A 19,738-nucleotide genomic window follows, 5' to 3' on the forward strand; every position below is an offset into this window, starting at 1 on the left:
CTTTGTTTTGCGTCATCGCTTTGAAGCGATTACCGCTCCTTGGTCACGACTTCAAAACGCGAATACCAGGGGCTGACGATCATGCCTTTGACATCGCTGCGATAAGCCGCCGTATCCACCACTTCCGAGAACGGCTGGATCGAAATGACCAGCTCATCCATATAGGCCTGAATGTCTTCGTAAGCCTTGGCCTGCTTGGCAGGGTCGCGCTCGACAAGTGCCTGCTCGATCATCTTGTTCAACTTTTCATCGTAGAAGCTCGTGCGCCAGCCTTGATAATTCGTGAGCTTTGCCTCGTCGGCATTGTTCGGATTATAGACCATGGCGCGTAGATTGTTGTCCGGGTGCGGCTGCTGCCCACCGCCGCCACGACCGACGAGCAATTCGAACTTACGGTCACGCATCGCGCCGTAAATCTGGTCGCCGGAACCGCTGATCAGTTCAGCCTGAATACCAGCCTGACCCAGCGTGTTCTGTATTGCGGTCGCGGCCTTCATGAACGGATCTTCGGACAGCACGCGCAGCGTCGTTTTAAAGCCGTTTGGATATCCGGCTTCTGCAAGCAGAGCCTTTGCCTTTGCTATATCCAGTTTGAAACCTTCGTCCGGCAGAGCGCCAAGAACCCCAGTGCTGATCGGGCGCTGGTGCAGCTTGCCGTAATAGGGCATGACGGCCTTATCCAGACCTTCATAATCGATCAGATAACGAAGGGCTTCGCGCACTTTCTTGTTCGCGTAACGCTCGTCCTTCATCGAAACGCCAAGGTAATAGAAGCCCGAACCCGGCGTGGATTCGATGGCGATTTCCTTGTCGGCCTCAAGTGACTTCAAGTCCGGCGCCTGCAGAGAGTAGGCAACATCGATGTCACCTTTTTCCAGCATGAGGCGCTGCGACTGCGATTCCGGCAAGTGGCGCATCAACACCCGCTTCATGGCAGGCTTTTCACCCCAGTAATCGTCGTTACGGGTGAGAATAATGAACTCGTTGGATTTCCATTGTCCCAGTTTGAAAGGACCAGAACCTGCGGAGTTCAAGGTCAGCCAACCGGCTCCGAGATCTCCGTCCTTTTCGTGTTCCAGCACGGCTTTGCTATCAAGGATCGAACCCGGTCCATTCTGACCAAGGATCATCAGCAACAGGTTCGGGTCATCCGGCTTTGGCATGTTCAGAACGAATGTGTATTCATCCTTGGCAACGAACAGCTTGTCCGCATCCTCGACCTTGTAACCGCGAGTTTTGAGGAAGGAGGACTGCGCCAGATTGCGGGTAAGAACGCGCTTCAGGCTCCAGGCGACATCATTGGCCGTGACCGGATTGCCGGATGCAAACTTTGCATCCTTGCGCAGGTGAAACGTGATGGAGTTGCGATCTTCGGAGATTTCCCAGCGCTCGGCAAGGCGGGGCTGAACGCTTCGGTCTTTCTCGGAGAGAATGACCAGTGTGTCATAAACGTTATTCAAAACCTGAACGGTCTCGCGACCCGTGATGGCGGCAGGGTCGAGCGTCAGAATGTTGCTCATGGTCGTTGCAACGACCAGCTGATCCTTCGGCGTTTCCGCCAGAGAACTCAGCGGCATGGCACCGATCAACAAGGCACCGAGCGCTACTGTTGTAAAAAACTGTCTCATGTTTCCTCCCAATGAGCCGTGTTTCATGACGGCGTTCAAATTACGATCAGGCCACACTCCTCTGCAGCGATGCTGATCAGCACAAAATGGCGCGAACGGGTGCAACAAGCGCCCGCCCTATTTTTGCAGTTGTCTCGGCGTCGAGGTGAACGCCATCGACCGATGACGCGCGCGCAACCGTACCTGCATCGAAAAATGCGCAGTTGGTTTCACCGGCAAGCTTCTCGTAAAGCGGCGCCAGACGTTCAGACTCGGCAATTCTCCGTCCCGCCGCTGGCGCACCGGCTGGCCCCGCAACACATGGCGGTGGTGCAACGATGAGCACTTTCGGCAGCGCTAAGCGCGGCTTGTAGGGAAAGGTCTCCACGATCTGGGCCAGGCGTCGCATGCCGGATACGGCAGTCTCAGCTTGTCCACCGTGAACGGGTTTCAGATCATTTGTTCCCAGCATGATGATGACGAGATCGAGCGGCATGTGGCTGGCCAGCGCAACTTCCAACGCTTTTGCACCGTTGCGGCAGGCCGGGCCAGCATGGTCGTCATAACACGTGGTGCGCCCGCCCAGGCCTTCCGCCAGAACCTTCGCCTCACCAGCAAACTCGGCTTCCAGCACCTCCGGCCAGCGATATTGCGGCGGGTGGCGCAGTCCAGTTTCCGGGTCTGCGCCCCATGTCAGGCTATCGCCAAATGCAAGTATGGTCTTCATCGCAACATTACCTTACGCGGTTGTTCTCGATGAAATTGAAATCTATGTCCTCACCAAGACCGGGACGATCCGGCACATGCACAAAGCCGTCCTTATCCATCGGGTCGGACAGCGACTTCAGGTAATCGAAGCCGTCATCATATTCGAGGAAGGGGTGAAGCAAGCCGCGCTCATACCATCGGCAGTTCTTCGTTGCGGCCACCACATGCAGGTTCATCGCCGTATTGCCGTGGACCTCGCACTCCACGCCAAAGGCTTCGGCCAGATGCATTGTCTTCAGCGCGGGCGTGATGCCACCGACGTCGTTGACGCCGGTTCTGAGAATATCGCAGGCACCCGCCTTCAGCCACTCCGCGCGGTGCCAGTGCTTGCCGGCGGCGCTTTCCGGACCAACGACGGGAATGTCGAGATTATCGGCCAGCCATTTGTAGGATGACATGGACTGCTCATCCATCGGCTCCTCGATCCAGTCGAAATCGAGCTTTTCAAGACCGCGACCCAGCGCCATTGCGTCCGTGCGGGAATACCAGTGGAAGGCATCGATCATCAGGCTAATATCCGGACCGACCGCTTCGCGAACGGCGGCGCAGGCCTTCAAATCCATCTTCACATCTGGAGCCCAACTGACAGGTGGCATCCAAGTGTGCAGCTTGATGCCTTTATAGCCGCGCTTGACCAGCGTCTCGGCGAAACGACCGTAGTCTTCCGGCGTCGCCAGACCGCCCTCCAGCTCGTCTCCGCACATGATAGAGCCATAGGCCAGCACCTTGTCGCGATAACCACCAATCAACTTGTATACAGGTTGGTTGAGTGAGCGACCCGCCAGATCCCACAAGGCGCAGTCTACGACGGCTAAGGTGCGGTCCGTCAACTGCGCCGCAGAGCCGCGCTGCCAGTGGGCAAGGTCTTGCCACAAGCGCTCACGGTCGCGGTGATCCTCGCCGATCAGCACCTTTTTCACGAATTTCTCGATGACATGCGACCGCACGATCTCCGGCGCCGTAAAAGAGTGACCTTCTTTGCCGTCTTCGGTGCGGATCGTCAGCATCGCCTGCTCTACCTGATGCGCAGGACCGGGATGAGCGTGGCCGGCGCTATCGGAATGGCGACGCGTTGTCGTCTTGAACACTCGCACTTCGACGTCGGTAATAATCATCTGTCCTCCCAATGCAGCCCGGCGGCCAACGGCAATCTACTGTGCTTCTTATTAGACAGATATTCGAATAATTGTCAAACATGTATGACATGTTGTTTTTGGCACTTATTTGTTGGAGAGGCTAATTTAGACTTGCGGCAATTGATGCCAGCACATCGAAATCCCTCACTTTCTCTGTTTTGCATCCGGCAATAATCGTCTAAGAGGTTCAGACATCTCCGCTCATCGTCTGCCCAATCAGAGTTCCCAATGCCTCCTCAATCCGTAGGTTATCTTTACGCGTTAGCGGCTTTCACGATTTTTGCTGCGCAGGATGGCATCTCGAAACATCTTGGTTCCGCCTATCCGCCCATATTCGTGACGATGCTGCGCTATTGGGCCTTCGCCGTGTTCGTGACCATTCTTGCGTTGAGATCGAAAGGTGGAATTCGGCAGGCTGTCGCCACGAACCGGTTCTGGCTACAGGCAAGTCGCGGCGTCATTCTCGCGGTCCAGATCGTTCTTTCGATCATATCCTTCGCGGCTGTGGGTCTGGCTCACACCCATTCCATTCTCGCCTCTACGCCATTGATCGTTGCCGCCTTGTCCGTCCCTATTTTGAGCGAGCAGGTCGGCTGGAAGCGCTGGTCGGCCATTCTCGTCGGCTTTCTCGGCGTCCTCGTCATTCTCAAACCCGACGAAAACGGCTTTGACCCGATACTAATCGTGACATTTGCCGCGGCATTCCTGCTTGGCCTCTACGGCGTGCTGACGCGGCTCGCCAGCCGCACGGACAAAGCGATGACAAGCTTCTTCTACACCGGTGTTCCCGGCGCTATTGCCTTGACGCTGGTCGGGCCATTTTACTGGGTAAACATGGCGTCCTATGACTGGGGCTGGATGCTGGCGCTGTGCATAACCGGCATGAGCGGCCACTATCTGCTGATCCGCGCCTTTGAGCTTGCGGATGCCGCGTCCGTCCAGCCTTTTTCCTATTATCAGCTGGTGCTGGTTTCCATTCTCGGTGTCAGCTTTTATGGGGAAGTGCTGAGCACGCATATGGTGGTCGGCGCGGCAATCGTGGTTGCCGCTGGCCTTTTCACCATATGGCGGGAGCAAATGGCGGCCCGCAAAAAACGATTGGAGCGGTTATAATACTGCTTCGGGCTGGAGTGGCGACGCGGCTTTCGTCGATGCTTCGCAGCGCAAAAGCATGCCGTAGAGATCGCGGGGCTCGTCAGGGTCTGCGAGCAAATCCAGTTCCTCATAAAGACCCGTCTCGGCAAGCTTCGATCTGACATAACGAAGCGCAGAAAAGTCTTCAGTGGCAAAGCCGACGCTATCGAACAGCGTGATTTGCCGATCCGTCTTTCGCCCAACCGTTTTGCCGGTAATCACCTGCCAGAGCTCGGTCACGGGATGGTCCTGCGTCAATTGCTGAATTTCGCCTTCGATTCGGGTCTGTGGCGGGTACTCCACGAAAATGTCGGAGCGGAGCAGAATATCCTTGTGCAACTCTGTTTTCCCAGGGCAATCGCCACCCACTGCGTTGATGTGAACACCGGGGCCGACCATGTTGTCTGTCAGAATAGTCGCGTATTGTTTATCCGCCGTCACGGTCGTGATGATATCGGCACCTTCGATCGCCTCTTCGGCGCTCTTGCATATCGTCGTCAAAAATCCCTGCCCCTCCAGATTTCGCTGACATTTGAGGCTGGCAGCAGGATCGATGTCATAAAGCCGGAGCTGATCGACGCCCAGAATAGCCTTGAAAGCGCGGGCCTGAAATTCGCTCTGCGCGCCATTGCCGATAATGGCCATTGAGCGCGCATCCTTGCGGGCGAGATATTTCGCCGCGACTGCCGAGGTCGCCGACGTCCGCAACGCCGTCAGGATCGTCATCTCTGTCAGCAGCATCGGGTAACCGTTACCAACATCTGAGAGAACACCGAAAGCGGTTACCGTCTGCCTGCCCTGTCTCGTGTTTTTCGGATGCCCGTTGACATATTTGAAGCCGTAAAGCTTACCGTCACTCGTCGGCATCAATTCTATGACGCCCTCTTCCGAGTGAGATGCGATCCGCGGAGTCTTATCGAACGTCTCCCAGCGGCGGAAATCCTCTTCGATCGTATCGGCCAGTTCACGAAGAAACGTGTCGATGCCGACCGTCAGAACCAGCTTCATCATGTTATCGACGCTGATGAATGGGACGATGTTGAGATTGGGTGTTGCTGTCATCATGCTGTTCCTCCTCAACCCGCTCTCGTCGGGCGATCCATCACACGCTTGCCCATCAGGCTAGCGGTCAGGTCCACCATCAAGCGTGCTGTACGCCCCCGCTCATCAAGGAAGGGATTGAGTTCTACTAGGTCGAGACTGGAGACCAAGCCGCTGTCACACAGCATTTCCATAACCAGATGCGCTTCCCGGAATGTCGCGCCCCCAGGCACGGTGGTGCCGACAGCAGGAGCGATTGAAGGATCGAGGAAATCCACGTCGAGGCTGACATGCAGCAGGCCGTTCGCAGTTGCGACACGCTCCAGAAACGCACGCAACAGCACACCCATGCCGTGCTCATCAATCATACGCATGTCATGAATGGTAACGCCGGTTTCGCCAAGCGCTGCGCTTTCCGCCGGATCGACGCTGCGGATGCCGATCATGCAGATATTGTCTGGATCGACGGGGTTGGTTACCGGCGGAAAGTAACCTTCGAACCCTTCGCGACCGCTATAATAAGCGACCGGCGTGCCATGCAGATTGCCGCTGCGGGTGGTCTGCAATGTGTGATAATCCGTATGCGCATCCAGCCATAAAACGAAAAGCGGCCGCCCCCGCTCTGCGGCACGCCGCGCAACACCTGTTACGCTGCCCGCCGAGATGGCATGGTCGCCGCCCAAAAATATCGGCATCGCATTTTCGCTTTCGCGGTAGGCAACCTCCACCAACGCTTCTGTCCAGGCCACCGTTTCCGAAAGATGATGAACGGCGCTGTTGGGATGGTTAAACTCGCGAAACACAGCGGGCGCGACATTGCCTACATCCACGACGGAATGACCCAGCTCTTCCAGAGCGGTTTTCAACCCGGCAATGCGAAGCGCGCTTGGCCCCATTTCGCAACCCAGTTGGCCTGCACCGATTTGCAGCGGTACCCCGATAAGCCTGCATTCCATGAAATTTCCCCCTATACCGTTCAGGGAATTTCACCACGGCAACATGGCAGATTGAACAATGAATATTGGCAAAACAGTCCGCATAACTTATCATTTTGATAATTCGATTTATCATAATGGCGCCAATGGACGATCTAGATAAAAAACTGGTCACGCTTCTGCGTCACAATGGCCGACGCAGCATATCCGACCTTGCGCTGGAAACAGAGACATCGCGCGCAACCGTGCGCGCCCGCATCGAGCGGCTGGAGCAGAGCGGGGCGATCATTGGTTACACGGTCATATTGCGCGCCGATGCTGTGGAAGAGGCGGTGCGCGGCATCATGATGATCGAGATCGAAGGGCACGTCACGGATCGCGTCATTCGCGCCCTTGGCGGGTTTCCGGAGATTTCGGAAATCCACTCTACCAATGGCCGGTGGGATTTAATTGTGGAACTCAGCGCTTCAACTCTGGGGGATTTCGACTCGGTCCTGCGCCGCATTCGTCTGGTTCCCGGCATTACAGGCAGCGAAACCAGCCTGCTGCTTTCGACTGCGCGCTCCACGAAAGCCAGACTGTAAAGATTACCGCGCCATTGCAATCAGCCTGCCGCTCGAGGGCTGGCGGATGATGTCCATCGGCACATCGTAAATCCGCAACAACTCGTCTGTGTTCATAATCTCCTCCGGCCTTCCATGCGCGATCAAGTGTCCCGAATGAAGCGCAACGATTTCATCGCAATAGCGCGCGGCCATGTTGATATCATGCAGCACCATGATGATACTGATGCCCTTCTTGCGGCACAGGTCGGCGGTCAGTTCCAGAACATCCAGTTGATGGCCGATATCGAGAGCGGAGATCGGCTCATCCAGCAAAAGGCAGGTCGCATCCTGCGCAACCAGCATGGCGAGCCAGACGCGCTGGCGTTCACCGCCTGACAAACTGTCCACCATGCGATCTGAAAACTGGCCGATGCCGGTCAGTTCAATCGCCTCATCCACCTTGTCGCGGTCTTCCTGCCCGAAACGTCCGAGCGCGCCGTGCCAGGGGTAACGGCCAAGCGCGACGAGTTCCTTGACCAGCATGCCGGGTGCAGATGGCGTGCGCTGCGGCATGTAGGCAAGCCGGCGCGCGAAGGCCCGGTTGCCCCAATCGCTCAAAGCTTTGCCCTCGAATTCAATCGAGCCACCCGTCGGCATCTGTTGGCGTCCGATCAATTTGAGGAGTGTCGATTTGCCAGACCCGTTATGACCAATGAGTGCGATGGATCGGCCAGAACCAAGTTTCAACGTCAGTGGATGAAGCAATGTTCGGCCTTCGACCGCAAAGGACACGTCCGACAGAGACAGAAGTGGCGCGTCGATACGCGTGGACTTTTGCTGGGCATTCAAAGGCATTGGAATTCCGCTGGGTAGATTTCGAAGATTGAGGAGCTCGATCTTTGGCCAAGTTGGAGCAGGGCGTCAATATCGCTTGCGGGCCGCCTGTTGAATACAACCAGAAAACTTGATAAAGACCCGCAACTTTTAGCGCTTTATCTCCCTTGAGTCCGTAAATGACCTTTCAGCCGAGAATGCAGAACCAGATTGAAGGCTTCTCTGTTGTGGGAGGGCTGCGCCGCCGATACTGGAATGGCATCACTGCCGATCTGTGGGATGTGGAATGCGCCAGCTATGCAGGCGGGCATTATATCGCCCGCGATCCGCGTCTCTTCATTCTTCTCGATCAGCGCGGCCGTGGCCGCCCCTCCGTCAAGCGCTCGGCGCGAGAACCGGGAATGCCGCAGGATTCCCATCTGAGCCCGATCTCTTACGTCCCGGCGGACATGGACCTTTGGGTGGATATCAAGGATGTCCAATCCATTCGCCACCTCGATATCCACTTCGATGTCGATGCCATCAGCCGCCGTCTGGGTGATGATCTCGATCCCTCGCTGCTGAGAGAACCAAAACTTCTCTTCGCAGACAGCCGGATCGTGACATTGGCGCAGCTGATTGCCGCCGAAATCGCCAGTTCAGATCCGCTGCACGACCTTTACGGCGATGGCCTGGCGCTTTCGCTCTTGATCGACGTATTCAAGCTCGCCAAGGCGCAGCCCCGCAAACGCGGTGCGCTGGCCCCTTGGCAATTGAGGCGCGCAAAAGACTTCATCGAAGAACATTGCCTGCGCAATATCAGGCTGGAAGAACTGGCCGCAATCACCGGCCTGTCGCAATCGCATTTCAGCCACTCCTTCAAGGCCGCCACTGGCGTGGCTCCGCATGATTGGCAGATGAGTGCGCGGTTGGAACGCGCGAAAGACCTGCTCAAGTCAGGTCGACACATGTTAACGACGGTGGCCGCGGAAACGGGTTTTGCAGATCACGCCCATTTCAGCCGCACGTTTCGCAAGCATACCGGGCTGACACCTTCCCAGTGGAAAAAGGCACAATGTGAATAAAACCAGTGAGCAAATGCGCTTGAGCGTGAAATTTGCCCAAATTCGTTCAATTCCCGTGCATACGGACAAGCAGATAAGTTAAATCTGAGTTAACCACTCACCTTATCGAGAGGCCGCCTGAGAGAGCGGTATGAGTGGGGCGCAGAGTGAAGACATTGATCAAATCTTCCGCAATGAAAGCGGGCCTGTTGGCGGGCGTAGCAACGATTGTTCTCAACACCGGAGGGCAAGCTTGGGCGCAAAGCGCAAGCGATACCGGCAACACGACAACCCTCGCCCCCATCATTGTTCAAGGCAACAAGGAACAGGGCGGCACCGGGCCAGTGAAGGGCTATGTCGCCAAGGAAACGACGACGGGATCGAAAACCGACACGCCGCTGAAGGAAATTCCGCAGTCTGTTTCGGTGGTGGGCACACAAGAAATGAACGACCGGGGCGTCCTCGATAAGGTGGACCAAGCCCTGCTCTACACGCCGGGCGTATTTGCTCAGCCTTTTGGCTCAGATCCAGATACTGACTGGATTTACGTCCGGGGCTTCAATGCCAGCCAAACCGGGCTCTTTCTCGACAATATGGCACTAACGAGCCATGCCTTCGGAAACTTTCAGATCGATCCATTTATGCTGGAGCGTGTCGAAGTTCTCAAAGGCCCAGCATCCGTTCTGCTCGGCGGCGCCAACGCTGGCGGCGTGATCAACATGGTGCGCAAGCGTCCCTCGGACGAACCATACGCCTATACTGAGATCGGGATCGATAGTAACGCAAACGGTTTCTTCGGCTTTGATTTCTCAGATAAAATGCCAGGAACAGAGTCCGTAAACTATCGTTTAACCGGCAAACTTTCCGGCGGCAAAGGTTATTCCGATAAGCAGGAAGATATTCGCGGCACGTTTATGCCGCAGATCACCTTCCAGCCAGATGACACCACCAGCCTGAACATCTGGGCCTATATCAGTCATCTGGACCAGACGCATACCTCAAACGGACTTCTCCCCTATTCCGGCACCGTTGTCGCCAACCCATTCTTTGGCAAAATCGACCGAGACGCATATTTCGGACGCAAAGACTTCGACATCGGCTTGGCGACGCAGGCACTGACGGGCTACGAATTCCAGAACGAATTTGAAAACGGGTGGAAATTCACGCAGAATATGCGGCTTGGATATCTCAACAAGCGAGAACGCCAGCTATACCCCTTCGACTTCGCCAACCAAGCAGATGACGAAGTTATGATGTATGCCGATGATGTCCGGTCGAAGGCATATTCCGTCAATATTGATAATCGTCTTGAAAATGAATTCGAGCTCGGCGGCACCAGCCACAAGCTGATGGCTGGTTTGGATTATCGCTCGTATCGACTCGACAATGATCAGCTGGCCACACCGTGGGGTGCATATCCAACTCCAATTAATCCAGATGACCTGCCATACAACCTGCCTTTACCGCCGCTTACACCTTTCACGCATCAGGTCTACACAATCCGCCAAGTTGGCGTTTACGCGCAAGACCAGATCAAATTCGGCGATGGATGGATTGCGACACTGAATGGCCGCTACGACTATCTCGACAGTAAAGTCGATGACCGTCTCGGAACCGGCGACTTCTCAAGAAACGATGCCGCGTGGAGCGGTCGCGCGGGTCTGGCCTATGAATTCGACAACGGCATTACCCCCTATGCCAGTGTTTCGACATTCTTCAGCCCACTCGTGGGAACATCGTCAGACGGAGCACTAAAACCGGAAGAGGGCGAGCAGTACGAAGCTGGCGTCAAATATGAGCCAAGCTGGCTTGATGGCAGCCTGACAACTTCCGTATTCCAGATCGACAAGAAGAACTATACCGTCAACATAGCGGGGACGTCTAACAGCAGGCAGTTTGGTGAGGTTCGTTCCCGTGGAGTTGAGGTCGAAGGGAAATTCAACCTGACGGAAAATTGGAAAACAATTGCGTCGGCCTCCTATACCGATCTTGAGTTCACCAAAAATCCCGGCGATCCTAGCATGGAGGGGCTTACTCCTTTGCTAGTCCCTAATTCGCAAGCGTCGCTATGGCTGGACTACACCGTTACGGAAGGCCCTTTGACAGGCCTCGGCCTTGGTGCGGGCGTGCGATATCGCGGCAAGTCTTGGGCTGACGACGCCAATACATTGCGTGTTCCAGACGCAACCGTTTTTGATGCCGGAATTCGCTACGAAAAGAATGACTGGAAGGCTTCGCTCAATGTGACCAACCTGTTTGACAAGGAATATGTTGCCGGTTGCAACACCATGTCCTTCTGCGGTTATGGTGAAGCGCGGACCGTCAGTCTTAAACTCAGCAGAACCTGGTAAATGCTTCTGCGAAAGTGGCGCAACAATGCATTTAGAGGGAAGGTCCGAAAGGGCCTTCCTTATTGTCGTTGGAGACAGATGTGAATTCCCATTTTCTGTTCTCCCGTCGAGCCTTTCTCGCAGGTGCCACCTCGTTCGCAATCACGCGCTCTGCACATGCGGAAACGCTGCCACGAACGGCGACGCTCGATTGGGCCTTGCTGGAAACACTTCTCGCCTTGGGCTCCAATGTCGTTGCAGGGCCGGAGCTTCGGCAATTTCGCGAAGTGGCGGTCGAGCCGGCGGTGCCGGAAACGGTTGCCGATCTGGGGCTGCGGGGATTGCCCAATCTGGAAACGTTGTCCTTCGCCAAACCTGACATCATCTTCAACTCCAATTTCTACGCCTGGGCTGATCCTCTGCTGTCCGGCATCGCGCCCACACACAATCTTGGCATCTATCTCTCTAGCGAAGACCCTTATGTCATGGCTCAGCGGGCGACGATGGCTGTGGGGAAGCATCTCGACATCACATCCAAAGCCGAAACCTATGTTGCGGGTACCGCCCAGCGGCTGGTCGATCTGCGAGAGAATTTGGCGAGGGGTGATCGACTTGCCGTGTTGCCCATCAATCTCGGCGATTCCAGGCATTACCGTGTGTTCGGCTCAGACAGCATGTTCGGCTCTACGCTAAAGCGGCTGGGATTGGAGAATGCATGGACCGGGCAGACGGCCTATTCGGCAGCTGCGCCCATGGGCATCGAAACGCTTGCCTCCATGCCGGATGCCTGGATCATTCTCATCCCACCGCATCCGCTTGATGCGGTCATGGGTCTGGAGCGAAGCGCCTTCTGGAACGCCCTGCCCGCCGTTCGGGAAAAGCGGGTCATCACGTTGGGCTCCATCAATCCCTATGGGGCGCTACCCGCTGCGCGTCGTTTTGCCGAAGAGCTTGCGAAAGGTCTGACCGATGCCGGGAACGGCTAGCGCAGCCTCGATGGCTACAGGCTCCCGTCGCGCCATGATTTCTGTGGTGGCGATTTTTGCCGCGTGTGCTGCCATGCTGGCGCTTCTCATCGCCACAAGGCCAACGGTGCCGGGGGATCCGGTCATAGCAAATGTGCTCGGCCAAATTCTCCTATGGAATAGTCTGCTTCCGCGAACCGTCATTGCACTTTTGGCAGGTGCTGCGCTTGGATTGGCTGGTGCGCTGTTGCAACGGGTGCTGCGCAACCCCATCGCGGATGCGTCCACGCTTGGCATTGCTGCCGGAGCGGAGCTTGCGCTGGTAGCAGGCCTTAGCTTCTCGCCGCTTCTGGCCGGATTTTCGCGTGAATTGGTGGCTTTCTCTGGCGGGCTTGTCGCCGTCGGCCTGGTATTGGCGCTGTCGTGGCGGCGATCATTCGATCCGGTAACGGTTGCGGTATCGGGTCTCATCGTCAGCATGATCACCGCCTCGCTCACCATCACCTTCATTCTTGCGCGCGGTGAATATGCGCTTTCCGTCAGCATTTGGGGTGCGGGTTCCCTGAGCCAGCAGGATTGGCAGGGCGTGCTGTCCTTGGCACCCCGGATCTTCATCGGTGCCATCGCTGCCGCCATCCTTATTCGCCCCCTCAACGTTCTGGCGCTGGACGATACAAGCGCCAAAAGCCTTGGCCTCTCGCTTGTGTGGCTGCGACTGGCCATTCTGTTGCTCGCCGTATGGCTGGCGGCTTCCGTTACCGCCACGGTGGGTGTCATTGGCTTTCTCGGGCTTGCAGCGCCTGCAATCGCGAGGCTTTGCGGTGCGCGAACGACGGGGCAGGTTTTGATCGCAGCACCGTTTACGGGCGCCGCACTGCTGTTTCTCACGGATGCCATCAGCCAGTTGCTGGGCCCAGGTTTTTCCGATCTGGCACCAGCGGGTGCCGCAACCGCGCTCATGGGCGGGCCTGTCCTGCTTTTTCTCTTGCCAAGGCTGCACGCCATCTCGCCCGTCACGGCCTCCGCATCTTCCACGGAACGACGCTTGGCGCGGCCCGACTTATACATCGTTTTTCTGGTGGTGTTGATCGCTCTGCTCATGCTGGCGGCACTTGTGGTCGGCCCCTCCCCCACAGGCTTGCGCTTTGCATTTGGACAGAGCCTATCCGAGCTCATGCCCTTCCGGCTGCCGCGCATTCTGGCTGCTGGGGGTGCCGGGGCACTTTTGGGGGCCGCCGGCTACATCATGCAGCGCGTGACGGGAAATCCGATCGCGAGCCCCGAAGTGCTGGGCGTTTCGGCAGGCGGTGGCGCTGGACTGGCCGCCACGCTCTATCTTTTCGGCTCCGGACCGCCAACCGTGATGCTGATGGGCATGGCATTGGGGGCGCTAGCAGTGTTCTCCATCATGATCGCCATCACCGCAAGCCGCGAACTGTCCGCAGAGCGCCTGCTTTTATCCGGCATTGCCATGAGCGCGATATCCATGGCCATCGTTACCATCGTGCTGGCACAAGGCGATATGAACGCCTTCATTTTGTTGATGTGGATGGCAGGATCGACAAATCGTGCTGGCGCATTCGAGGCATGGACATCACTAAGTGCACTCGTTCTATTCGCGGCACCACTGCTGTTCATGAGCCGCTGGTTGACGATACTGCCACTAGGGTCCGTCGTCTCCAAGGGCGTTGGCCTTGGCCTCACATCCTCACGACTCACCCTCGCCATCCTCGCAGCGCTGATGACGGCGGTCGCCTCTTTTCTCGTTGGTCCACTTAGCCTAGCCGGGCTTGTCGCCCCGCATCTTGCCCGCCTGATCGGGCTGACCGGCGCGCGCCAGCAGCTTTTGGCGTCGTTGCTAATCGGCGCTGCGATGTTGATCGGCGCCGACTGGCTGTCCCGCGTCGTCATCTATCCCTATCAGGTGCCGGTCGGCGTGTTTGCGGCTCTGATCGGCGGGCCATATCTTCTGTGGCTCATCTCCCATACCGGAAAACGGTAGGGGCCGGGCACATCAGGCCACGCGATTTCCCTCACGCCAGACACCTGCAATGAAGGGTGGAAGTCCCTTTGTGGCCCGAACCCGAACGAGATCCGCCCGACGACCGATCTCGATCCGTCCACGATCATCGAGCTTGGCCGCTTCGGCTGGGTTTGCAGAGATCAACCGGATGGCTTGGGGCAGGTCGATGATCTCTTTCTCCCAAAGCGTGAATGCCGCCTGCACGAGGCTGAAGGGCACATAGTCGGACGAGAGGATATCCAGAGCACCCTTTTCCAGAAGCTCAAGCGCCGAGACATTTCCGGAATGGGAACCGCCGCGCACCACATTCGGCGCACCCATCAGCACTTGAAGACCGGCCTCACGCGAAAGCTGTGCCGCCGTGACCGTCGTCGGGAATTCGGCCAGCGAAATGCCAAGGGCGATCCCTTCCGCCACATGCTCGGCGGTCGCATCATCATGGGAAGCGATGGATATGCCCGCGGCGTGACAACGCTGCGCAATGAGCTGCCGGTGTTTTGCCGAATACATTTCAGACTGCGCGATGCGTCGTTCGCTGAAGGCAGCAAAATCCGCGTCTGAGAGCTTTTTCTTGCCCTGATAATAAATGCGATAGGCTTCGAGACTGACGAACTGGCGCTGGCCGGGCGCGTGGTCCATCAGCGACGCGAGCTTCACGCGGTCATTGGACTTGATCTCATCGAAATGCTCCGCAGCATCAGGCATCGATACCTCGCAGCGAAGATGGATGAAGTGTTCCGCGCGCAAGCGGTTTGCTGCCGTTGCCGCCGAAATGGTCTGCGCCATGGCCGACATATCGTCCGAACCAAGTTCGGTATCACCATCCATACCAACCCGCAGAGCATCGAACACAGTCGTGATGCCAGCCGTGGCGATCTGTCCGTCATGCGCCTGAAGGGCTGCATCCAGATTCCAGCGCACTTTCGGGCGCGGCTGGACGTGGGTTTCTAGGTGGTCCGTGTGCAGCTCGACGCAACCCGGAATCACGAAATCACCATCCAGATCCGTGCCCGAGGATGAGTTGCCCTGAGTGACATCGGCGATCTTTCCATCGCGGACGAGCAAGGTGCCGTTGATGATTTCCTGCGGGAGAACGATGGCGCAATTGGTGAAGACGATATCTTTTTGCATGATGTTCATTCGGTTGATGTGCCGTTGCGAAACGGCTGTGGAGAGCGAAAAAGTTGCAGTTGGGCTCAGATCACGATCCGGCGCAGCTGCTGCGAAATGAGGTCCATCAGCGTAACCGTCAAAACCACGATGATGATGATGGCGGATGCCTGCGGGTAATAAAAACCGCGGATCGATTCAAAGAGAACCTGACCGATTCCGCCAGCGCCGATAAGGCCCAGCACGGTTGCTGAACGAATGTTCGATTCCAACCGGTAGAGCGAGAAGGAAATCCACAGCGGTAAAACCTGCGGAATGACGCCGAAAATGACCTGTTGAATGCGCGATGCACCGGTCGTGCGGATGGCCTCGACGGGACGCGGGTCAATGGCTTCGACCGCCTCGGAAAACAGCTTTGCGAGAATGCCTGTTGTGTGGATGAAGAGAGCCATGACACCGGCAAAGGGGCCGAGCCCGACCGCCACCACGAAAAGGACCGCGAAGACGACCTCATGGATGGCGCGGAACATGTCCATCAGGCGTCGCACCGGCTGGTTGATCCACCACGGTGCCATGTTGTGGGCAGAGAGGATGCCGAACGGGATCGACAGAAGCACGGAAAGGAAAGTGCCCCAGAGCGCGATCTGAACCGTAACGATCATTTCTTCGAGGTAATATTGCCAGGTGCTGAAATCCGGCTTGAGGAAATCCTTGGCATAGGCGGCCATGTTGCCGCTGTCGCTGAACAGATAGGTCCAACGCCCCATTTCGGCAGGGCCCCAGCTGATGAGCAGCGCGGCAACCAGCCCCAGCGTGAGCAGTCCATTGCGCAGGCCGCCCGGCTGTTTCGCTACCGCCATGGGCATCGCTTTGTTTTGCAGGGGTGTTTCACTCATTGTCGTCAATCCGGTGCCAGAGGGCTGGGCGGGCCTTTGAACCCGCCCAGTAGATTTTGAAGAGATCAGGTCTTGGAAGCTGTTGCGAGTTCGGCTTCGAACTTGCTCTTCTGTTCCGTCAGATCCTTGACCTTTGCAGCTTTGGCTTCAGCGGAAAGCGATGCATCGGCATTCGCCTGGGCAATCGACTTCGACAGTTCCATGACGCGGATCGGCAGAAGCTGCTTGTCGGTGGAAGCGCGGAACGGAGCCCACTTCAGACCGGCCAGTATCTTCTTCTCTTCGGCAACATTTCCGGTGGACTTGTCGGTGCCGTAGGTCAGGAAGAACTCGCGGATCTTTGTCTTGGTGTCGTCCGACAGGTCCTTGCGCCATACGATTGGGTCAGACGGGATCAGCGGCGAACGCCAGACTTCGCGGATATTGGCGAAAGCGTCCGGCTTGTTCTGCTTGATCAGCGCCATGTTCTCGGTGTTGTTGGCAGCAGCATCGACCTGCTTGTTGGCAACGGCCATGGCATTGGTTTCATGGTTGGCGTTGGTCACGTTCTTGAAGCAGGACTTCGGGTCGATACCGCGTGGGCCGAATACGAAGGTCATCGGCACGAGGTAACCGGACGTGGAGTTTGGATCGCCCAGACCGAAGTTGAGCGACTTGTCGCACTTCAAAACGTCGTCGATGGTCTGGATCGGGGAATCCTTGGGAACGATGACAACGGACCAGTAGCCAGGCTCGCCGCCGACAGCAACGCTCTGCACGAAGACTTCGCCATTGGCGCGGTCAACGGCTTCCATGGCAGACTTGTTGCCGTACCAGGCGATCTGCACCTTGTTGAAGCGCATGCCTTCGATAATGCCGGCGTAATCGGAAGCAAAGAACGCCTTGACGTCCAGACCGGTCTTTTTCTTCATGTCGGCCAGAAGCGGATCCCAGCTGGTCTTGAGGTTCTGCTGAGACTCGGTCGAGATGATGCCGAAATTGATCGTGTCCTGAGCCAGGGCTGCGGACGTCATTGTAAAGGCGATAGACATCGCCGCCATGCTTTTCAGTATCGCGTTCATGAGAGGTCTCCGATAACAGGGGAAGTCAGGCGGTGGTAAACGCCGGCTGACGGTTGGGCAGCTCCGTGGCAGTCACGGGAGCCGATTGCTCCGCCGGGGCATCCGGCAGGACCAGTTCTTCCGATGCCGAACCGTAAAGTTCGGCCAGAAATGCGTTGGACAGCGAGGTCGAAGGGCCATCGAAGACGATAGCGCCGTTGCGCATGGCGATGGTGCGCTTGCAATATCGACGGGCATATTCGACCTGATGCAGAGAGACGAGGACCGTAATCCTGTCCTGCGTATTGATATCGGCCAGCACATCCATCACCCGGCGCGCCGATGATGGGTCGAGCGCCGAAATGGGTTCATCGGCAATCAGAATTTCCGCACCCTGCACAAGCGTGCGAGCGATTGCCGCGCGCTGCTGCTGCCCGCCAGACAGTGTGGAAGAGCGCTGCACGGCAACCTGTGGAATGCCTACGCGTGCAAGGGCTGCACGGGCTGCGGCTTTTTCCTCCGCATTGAACAGCCCCAGCGTTCCGCGCCAGCGCGGCACCCGGCCAAGAAGACCGATCAGCACATTGGTCAGCACCGAAAGGCGACCGACGAGATTGAACTGCTGGAACAGCACCGATACGGCACCGCGCTTCACATAGCCTGTCAGGCGACCGGCCTTTTGCGAAACCGTGTCCAGAATCTCGATCCGCCCATTTTGACCGTCACCTGTTTCGAGGCCAGCGATGTGGCGAATGAGCGTGCTTTTGCCGGAACCGGACGCCCCGATCAAAGCCACCATCTCGCCCCGCTCGAGCGTCAGATTCACGCAATCGAGAGCACGCGTATTTCCGTATTTTTTCGAAAGATTGGATACGGTGATCGCAGTCATTTTTCGCTCCTGATGTCTGTCAATTAGAAAGACATTGGGTGATGTTCGATGATCGCTTGGTGACGGTTCGGTGAAGTTTTTATGTCAACCGCCGTAGCGGCTGAGGAATTCTTCCGCGCCCAAAGCTCGGAAGTCGGCAAGCGCTTCGAAAAGCTTGTCGTGCGGCCAATCCCACCAGGCGAGTTGGTCCATTCGCGCGCCAATTTCAACCGCAAACCGTTCGCGGATTACGCGGGCGGGCACGCCACCAACGATGGTGTAAGGCGCGACATCGCGGGACACGACGGCCCCTGCGCCGATAACGGCTCCGTTGCCGACAGTCACACCGGGAAGAAGTGTTGCCCCATGACCGATCCAGACATCGTGACCGATCACCACCCGCTTTGCACGGCGGGCAGTGAAGAAATCCGCCTCATTGCCTGCACCTTCCCAATAGTCACCAGCGCGATAGGTGAAATGATGAAGGCTGGCACGGTCCATGGGGTGGTTGGTGGCATTGATGCGGACGCTGGCCGCGATGTTGACGAACTTCCCGATCGTCGCGCACCAGACCTGGCCGCCGCGCTCGATATAGGAATAGTCACCCATTTCGGTTTCCGAGATATGGCAACCCGCAGCCACTTCCGTATAGCGTCCAAAAACGCAATCCTTGACCTGCGCGGTTGGATCAATCAGCGGTTCAATGGAAAGCTTGGTCATGCTGCTGCCTTTCTTGCAGAGAAGCCCGATACATCAAGCATGCGCGTGGCAACGGCGTTGCGAACCGGCAGGTCATGGAAAATACCGAGGATCGCCGTGCCTTGGCTAAGCTTTTCCTTGATCATATCAACCACGACATCGCGGTTTTCAGCATCCAGCGAAGCCGTTGGTTCATCCAGCAGCAGGATGGGATGATCGGTGATGAAGCCGCGTGCGATGTTGACGCGTTGTTTCTCACCGCCCGAGAACGTCGCAGGCGGGAGGCCGAACAGCGCTTCCGGCAGGTTGAGTCTGGTCAACAACGCCGCTGCGCGCGCAATGGCGTCTTCCTTGCTGACACCGCGCGCCGTCAAGGGTTCCGCTACGATCTCCAGCGCCGAAACGCGCGGGACCGCGCGCAGAAACTGGCTAACGTAGCCGATACTGTTGTGCCGCAGCGCAAGGATCAGTCTCGGATCGCCGCTGCCGAGATCACTCATGGTGTTGGTCGAACCGTCGCGAACCAGAATATGGCCTTGGTCGATAGCATAGTTGCCGTAGACCATGCGCAGGATCGATGACTTGCCGACGCCGGATGGGCCACCAAGCACGACACATTCTCCGCGATGGAGATCGAAGCTGACATTGCGCACCACCGGCAAAACGATGCCGTCGCGCAGATGCATGGTGAAAGATTTGGCGACATCGCTGACCGAAAGAACGATCGTCTCTGCAAGTGCCGACGTGGGATGATGAAGCGTCAT

The 19,738-nt window shown here is 57.1% G+C and carries 18 protein-coding genes; 6 read left to right on the forward strand and 12 right to left on the reverse strand.

The window, feature by feature from the left end; all coding sequences use genetic code 11:
* Nucleotides 1–29 precede the first annotated feature (29 nt).
* The 3 genes from AC27VJ_RS07905 to AC27VJ_RS07915 all read right to left on the reverse strand — a co-directional run bounded on the left by AC27VJ_RS07905 (nt 30) and on the right by AC27VJ_RS07915 (nt 3,490).
* Nucleotides 30–1,628, reverse strand: coding sequence for an ABC transporter substrate-binding protein (locus AC27VJ_RS07905; RefSeq protein WP_488683543.1), 1,599 nt, complete (start codon nt 1,626–1,628; stop codon nt 30–32).
* 76 nt (nt 1,629–1,704) lie between these two features.
* Nucleotides 1,705–2,334: an SGNH/GDSL hydrolase family protein gene (locus AC27VJ_RS07910; protein WP_488683544.1), complete on the reverse strand. Its 630-nt coding sequence runs from the start codon at nt 2,332–2,334 to the stop codon at nt 1,705–1,707.
* A gap of 7 nt (nt 2,335–2,341) precedes the next feature.
* Nucleotides 2,342–3,490 (reverse strand): mandelate racemase family protein, encoded by a 1,149-nt coding sequence (locus AC27VJ_RS07915; RefSeq protein ID WP_488683545.1) that lies wholly within the window; start codon nt 3,488–3,490, stop codon nt 2,342–2,344.
* A 249-nt stretch (nt 3,491–3,739) separates the two neighbouring features.
* On the opposite strand from AC27VJ_RS07915, the gene AC27VJ_RS07920 reads away from it, so the two are divergent.
* A complete protein-coding gene (locus AC27VJ_RS07920) occupies nt 3,740–4,624 on the forward strand; it encodes a DMT family transporter (RefSeq protein WP_488683546.1) in 885 nt (294 codons plus the stop codon).
* Here the strand turns inward: AC27VJ_RS07920 and ocd are convergent.
* Together ocd and rocF are read right to left on the reverse strand one after the other, a co-directional pair.
* Nucleotides 4,619–5,707, reverse strand: a complete 1,089-nt coding sequence (gene ocd / locus AC27VJ_RS07925) for an ornithine cyclodeaminase (RefSeq protein ID WP_488683800.1) — start codon at nt 5,705–5,707, stop codon at nt 4,619–4,621. The genes AC27VJ_RS07920 and ocd overlap by 6 nt on opposite strands.
* A gap of 14 nt (nt 5,708–5,721) precedes the next feature.
* Nucleotides 5,722–6,642 carry an arginase gene (rocF, locus tag AC27VJ_RS07930; protein ID WP_488683547.1) on the reverse strand — a complete coding sequence of 307 codons (921 nt, stop codon included), beginning with the start codon at nt 6,640–6,642 and terminating at the stop codon, nt 5,722–5,724.
* A gap of 125 nt (nt 6,643–6,767) precedes the next feature.
* Here rocF and AC27VJ_RS07935 point away from each other — a divergent pair, with 125 nt between their 5' ends.
* A complete protein-coding gene (locus tag AC27VJ_RS07935) occupies nt 6,768–7,205 on the forward strand; it encodes an Lrp/AsnC family transcriptional regulator (protein ID WP_113086555.1) in 438 nt (145 codons plus the stop codon).
* A gap of 3 nt (nt 7,206–7,208) precedes the next feature.
* On the opposite strand, the gene AC27VJ_RS07940 is transcribed toward AC27VJ_RS07935, so the two are convergent.
* Complete coding sequence (locus AC27VJ_RS07940) at nt 7,209–8,021, reverse strand: ATP-binding cassette domain-containing protein (protein ID WP_488683548.1); 813 nt, start codon at nt 8,019–8,021, stop codon at nt 7,209–7,211.
* 158 nt (nt 8,022–8,179) lie between these two features.
* Here AC27VJ_RS07940 and AC27VJ_RS07945 point away from each other — a divergent pair, with 158 nt between their 5' ends.
* The 4 genes from AC27VJ_RS07945 to fhuB all read left to right on the forward strand — a co-directional run bounded on the left by AC27VJ_RS07945 (nt 8,180) and on the right by fhuB (nt 14,340).
* A complete protein-coding gene (locus AC27VJ_RS07945) occupies nt 8,180–9,064 on the forward strand; it encodes a helix-turn-helix domain-containing protein (protein WP_488683549.1) in 885 nt (294 codons plus the stop codon).
* 146 nt (nt 9,065–9,210) lie between these two features.
* Nucleotides 9,211–11,394 (forward strand): TonB-dependent siderophore receptor, encoded by a 2,184-nt coding sequence (locus AC27VJ_RS07950; protein ID WP_488683550.1) that lies wholly within the window; start codon nt 9,211–9,213, stop codon nt 11,392–11,394.
* Between the two features lie 80 nt (nt 11,395–11,474).
* Nucleotides 11,475–12,359: an ABC transporter substrate-binding protein gene (locus AC27VJ_RS07955; protein WP_488683551.1), complete on the forward strand. Its 885-nt coding sequence runs from the start codon at nt 11,475–11,477 to the stop codon at nt 12,357–12,359.
* A 10-nt stretch (nt 12,360–12,369) separates the two neighbouring features.
* Complete coding sequence (fhuB, locus tag AC27VJ_RS07960) at nt 12,370–14,340, forward strand: Fe(3+)-hydroxamate ABC transporter permease FhuB (protein WP_488683552.1); 1,971 nt, start codon at nt 12,370–12,372, stop codon at nt 14,338–14,340.
* 12 nt (nt 14,341–14,352) lie between these two features.
* Here the strand turns inward: fhuB and AC27VJ_RS07965 are convergent, their stop codons facing one another.
* The 6 genes from AC27VJ_RS07965 to phnL form a co-directional block, all read right to left on the reverse strand.
* Nucleotides 14,353–15,492, reverse strand: coding sequence for an alpha-D-ribose 1-methylphosphonate 5-triphosphate diphosphatase (locus AC27VJ_RS07965; protein WP_353577049.1), 1,140 nt, complete (start codon nt 15,490–15,492; stop codon nt 14,353–14,355).
* A gap of 65 nt (nt 15,493–15,557) precedes the next feature.
* Nucleotides 15,558–16,367 carry a phosphonate ABC transporter, permease protein PhnE gene (phnE, locus tag AC27VJ_RS07970; protein WP_488683553.1) on the reverse strand — a complete coding sequence of 270 codons (810 nt, stop codon included), beginning with the start codon at nt 16,365–16,367 and terminating at the stop codon, nt 15,558–15,560.
* A 65-nt stretch (nt 16,368–16,432) separates the two neighbouring features.
* A complete protein-coding gene (phnD, locus tag AC27VJ_RS07975) occupies nt 16,433–17,428 on the reverse strand; it encodes a phosphonate ABC transporter substrate-binding protein (RefSeq protein ID WP_113086562.1) in 996 nt (331 codons plus the stop codon).
* A 25-nt stretch (nt 17,429–17,453) separates the two neighbouring features.
* Nucleotides 17,454–18,296, reverse strand: a complete 843-nt coding sequence (gene phnC / locus AC27VJ_RS07980) for a phosphonate ABC transporter ATP-binding protein (protein WP_353577051.1) — start codon at nt 18,294–18,296, stop codon at nt 17,454–17,456.
* 84 nt (nt 18,297–18,380) lie between these two features.
* A complete protein-coding gene (locus AC27VJ_RS07985; protein WP_488683554.1) occupies nt 18,381–18,995 on the reverse strand; it encodes a DapH/DapD/GlmU-related protein in 615 nt (204 codons plus the stop codon).
* Nucleotides 18,992–19,738 (reverse strand): phosphonate C-P lyase system protein PhnL, encoded by a 747-nt coding sequence (gene phnL, locus AC27VJ_RS07990; protein ID WP_488683555.1) that lies wholly within the window; start codon nt 19,736–19,738, stop codon nt 18,992–18,994. Before phnL ends, AC27VJ_RS07985 begins: the two co-directional genes overlap by 4 nt.

The organism is Agrobacterium sp. 20P9.1.2 (genome assembly GCF_057799395.1).